Below are 3225 nucleotides of genomic sequence, written 5' to 3' on the forward strand. Positions count from 1 at the left end.
AGCAACGGTGCCTGATTATGTGTCGGAAATGTATCATCACCTGGGGCAAATGTACGGCCAGCAACGACAGTTTAAAGAATCGATAGAAGCATTAAAAAAAGCCTACGAACTGAATCCGGGAAAAACCGAAGTTCTTTTTGAAATTGCAACTACCTACGAAGAATACAATTCCAATAAAACACTGGCAATGAACTATTACCGGATTTATTTGACGGAATCGGGTGAAGCGGCTAAAAATGCGATTTACGCGCTTGACCGCATTGAAAAATTAAAAGAGGATCTTTTCTTTGAAGAATAACCGGGGGAGACACAGTTAAATCTCGCCGGTTTTTTCGCGAACCAGGTTGGCCAGTTGAACCCTGCTTTTTACTCCTGTTTTGGTGTAAATCCGATGATTGTGATCTTTTACGGTTTGCAAGGTGATAAACAATTTATCGGCAATCGCCTTGTTTGATTTTCCGCTGCAAATTTCCTGAATGATCTCAGCTTCGCGTTTCGATATTTCGAAAAAGTTACAAAACGATTGAAAATCCATATTCTCATTTTCGTTTGCCGATTGATTTTTAAGGCGAACAATTGCCGGAAGAGCCAGGTTACATGCAAATAAAAAAATTAAGGCAATACACGTAGATATATACCCGAACCGGTTAAAAAAGAACATCACGCCTGAATAAAGTAGGGTACTGCCAATAATAATCAGTACCCGATTTTTGTTGAGTCCGCTTTCTTTTAAAATACCGGCATCTTTTGTTTTTCTGAAAAACGGTAACAGAAAAAATAAATAAACGATCAGGTTTAGCAGTACTAAAATTCGTACAACAAAAAGATCTGCATTATCAGGCACATCGATAAATTCTTTCTGAATAAGAAAAACCAGGGCAAAAGCCAACACTACAAAAGTAGGAAAGAAGGTAAAAATGAATGTTTTTGTTAGCCGGCGTCCGTTGCAATTGTTGGCAAACTTTAAAAGCATAAACCAACTTACCACCATAAACGGAATTCCAATAATGGGTATAAAAACGGCTAACTTGGCACTTAATGCATCGCTAATATTTAAATCCGCAATTACCATTCGCAGACTTATATTTCCCCAAACGCCATAAAACAGAAAGGAGAAAAGAAATATTTGCTGATACAGCAAAGTCGTGAAAATTGGCTTTTTGTTCTGCTGGTATTGCTGATAGGCAAGCATAATTCCCAAAGCCGATATTCCGGCCGAAATAATAAATGTAACTGTGTATGCTAAAATTTTAATCCACATAAGAACTACTTAAGTAGTGCATTGCAATTTTACGCACTTTGCCCGTGCAGCGCTAACTACGAAAGTAGTGAAATTACTAAATCCAACTTTAGTAGGAAGGATTTTTTTGAGATATACAGTAGATTTGAATAACAATTACAAAAAACAATGTTCAGGCGCCGAAAGGTGCCACTCAGAAAACAGAAAACAAAAACATTAAAAACAAAAACAATGGAAAGCTTAAAGTATTTTAATTTGGGACCATCGGCGGGTGGAAGTTTTAGTTACGCCTGGAGAAAAATGTTTGATAAATCATTCCTGACACTTCTGGTAGCCGTCATAATTACGGGACTACTAAATGGCCCCGGTTATGGTTTTAAAGGCGAATGGAATGGAGGTGATTTTAATAACATTGGTCTATTGTTATTTCCAATAGCATTATTTGCGTTGGCATATGGTTTTTTATTTGTGCCTGTAATTAAATACGGCGAGAAAAAGCTGTTTTTGGCCGCTATGAGAGACGAAGAGACAGACCTAAAAGTAATGTTCGAAGGTTTTAAAACACAGTATTTAAATATTGTTTTAGCCAATTTAATTGTAGCAGCTTTGGTAACGGTCGGAATATTTATGCTGGTAATACCCGGTATAATTGTGGCATGTCGATTGGTTTTTGTGCCGTACCTGGTTATGGATAAACAGCTGGATGCCATGAAAGCTGTTGAAAAAAGCTGGCAAATGACACGCGGTTATGGTTGGACCGTTTTTGGAATGGCTATTTTATCGTTCTTCATCATAATTGCCGGATTAATAGTGTGTTTCGTGGGAGTCATTTTCTCACTTATATGGGTTCATGCAGCATTTGCAACACTTTATGCATCTATTGACGGTGAAAAAGAAGACGACAATCCAATCCCGATTTTAGGAGTTAACGAAGTAGAAGAATAAAAAACAAAACATGTTCAAGTTCAGGAGCCCGGATTTTTCCGGGCTTTTTGTTTTTATATAATTTCGTTTGTGTATTTTGGCATTTCATTTCCACTGATAAAATGAAGAAACTACTTTTATTACTTCTGGTCTTGACAACTTATGTTGTTCATGCTCAGTATTTCGATACGGGGCAGGATCCGGCGTCGTTGAAATGGCGCCAAATTAACACCACCAATTTTCAGCTGATATATCCCGATTATTATGAAGACCAGGCACAGATTCTGGCTCAAAAGCTGGAGATGGTTTACGATTTCGGAAGTTATTCGTTGAAATACAAGCCGGGAAAAATATCGGTAATTCTTCATACACAAACGGTGCAATCTAACGGTTTGGTGGCTTATGCCCCAAAACGCTCGGAGTTTTACACTACACCACATCAGGCCATTTATCCGCAAGATTGGTTGGAACAGCTGGCTTTGCATGAATTTCGACATGTGGTGCAAATCGATAAATTAAATGCCGAGTTACCCAAAATCATAAAAATTATATTGGGAGAGCAGGGAACGGCCTTATTGTTTGGAGCTTATTTGCCGTGGTGGTTTATTGAAGGCGATGCAGTGGTAACAGAAACAGCATTAGGTAACTACGGGCGTGGACGCTTGCCGTCATTTTTGGTGGAACATCAGGCGCAGGTGGTCGATAACAAAATATTTTCGTACGATAAAGCTTACCTCGGATCATTCAAAGATTACATTCCCAACCACTATCAACTGGGTTATTACCTGGTGGCTGGTTCAAGAGAACGATACGGAAGTGATATCTGGGAAAAGGCCATAAAAAGGGTGGGCAGGAAACCTTTTTCGATCACTCCTTTCAACAGAGCTTTAAAGCTGGAAACCGGCTTAGGAAAGGTGCAGCTCTACGAGTCGATATTCGACAGTTTGGCAACCGAATGGAAAAAAAATGACGCAAAATTTGTAGCCGATCCATCAACTCAACTATCAAAAAGAAATAGAAAATATACGAATTATTTGTACAAACACTGGCTTAACAATGAT

General features: G+C 38.6%; 3 protein-coding genes and 1 pseudogene. 3 read left to right on the plus strand and 1 reads right to left on the minus strand.

Features of this window, described 5'->3' with window-relative positions; translation table 11 throughout:
- A partial coding sequence (locus ABZB17_RS21725; protein WP_372653621.1) for a hypothetical protein occupies nucleotides 1–298 on the plus strand: 298 nt, incomplete at its 5' end.
- Nucleotides 299–313: 15 nt separating this feature from the next.
- On the opposite strand, the gene ABZB17_RS21730 is transcribed toward ABZB17_RS21725, so the two are convergent.
- Nucleotides 314–1261 (minus strand): LuxR C-terminal-related transcriptional regulator, encoded by a 948-nt coding sequence (locus ABZB17_RS21730; RefSeq protein ID WP_372653623.1) that lies wholly within the window; start codon nucleotides 1259–1261, stop codon nucleotides 314–316.
- 210 nt (nucleotides 1262–1471) lie between these two features.
- On the opposite strand from ABZB17_RS21730, the gene ABZB17_RS21735 reads away from it, so the two are divergent.
- Nucleotides 1472–2185 carry a hypothetical protein gene (locus tag ABZB17_RS21735; protein ID WP_372653626.1) on the plus strand — a complete coding sequence of 238 codons (714 nt, stop codon included), beginning with the start codon at nucleotides 1472–1474 and terminating at the stop codon, nucleotides 2183–2185.
- Nucleotides 2186–2286: 101 nt separating this feature from the next.
- Nucleotides 2287–3225, plus strand: a pseudogene (locus ABZB17_RS21740) (hypothetical protein); the annotation flags it as partial.

This window comes from Draconibacterium sp. (genome assembly GCF_041583095.1).
Classification (GTDB): domain Bacteria; phylum Bacteroidota; class Bacteroidia; order Bacteroidales; family Prolixibacteraceae; genus Draconibacterium.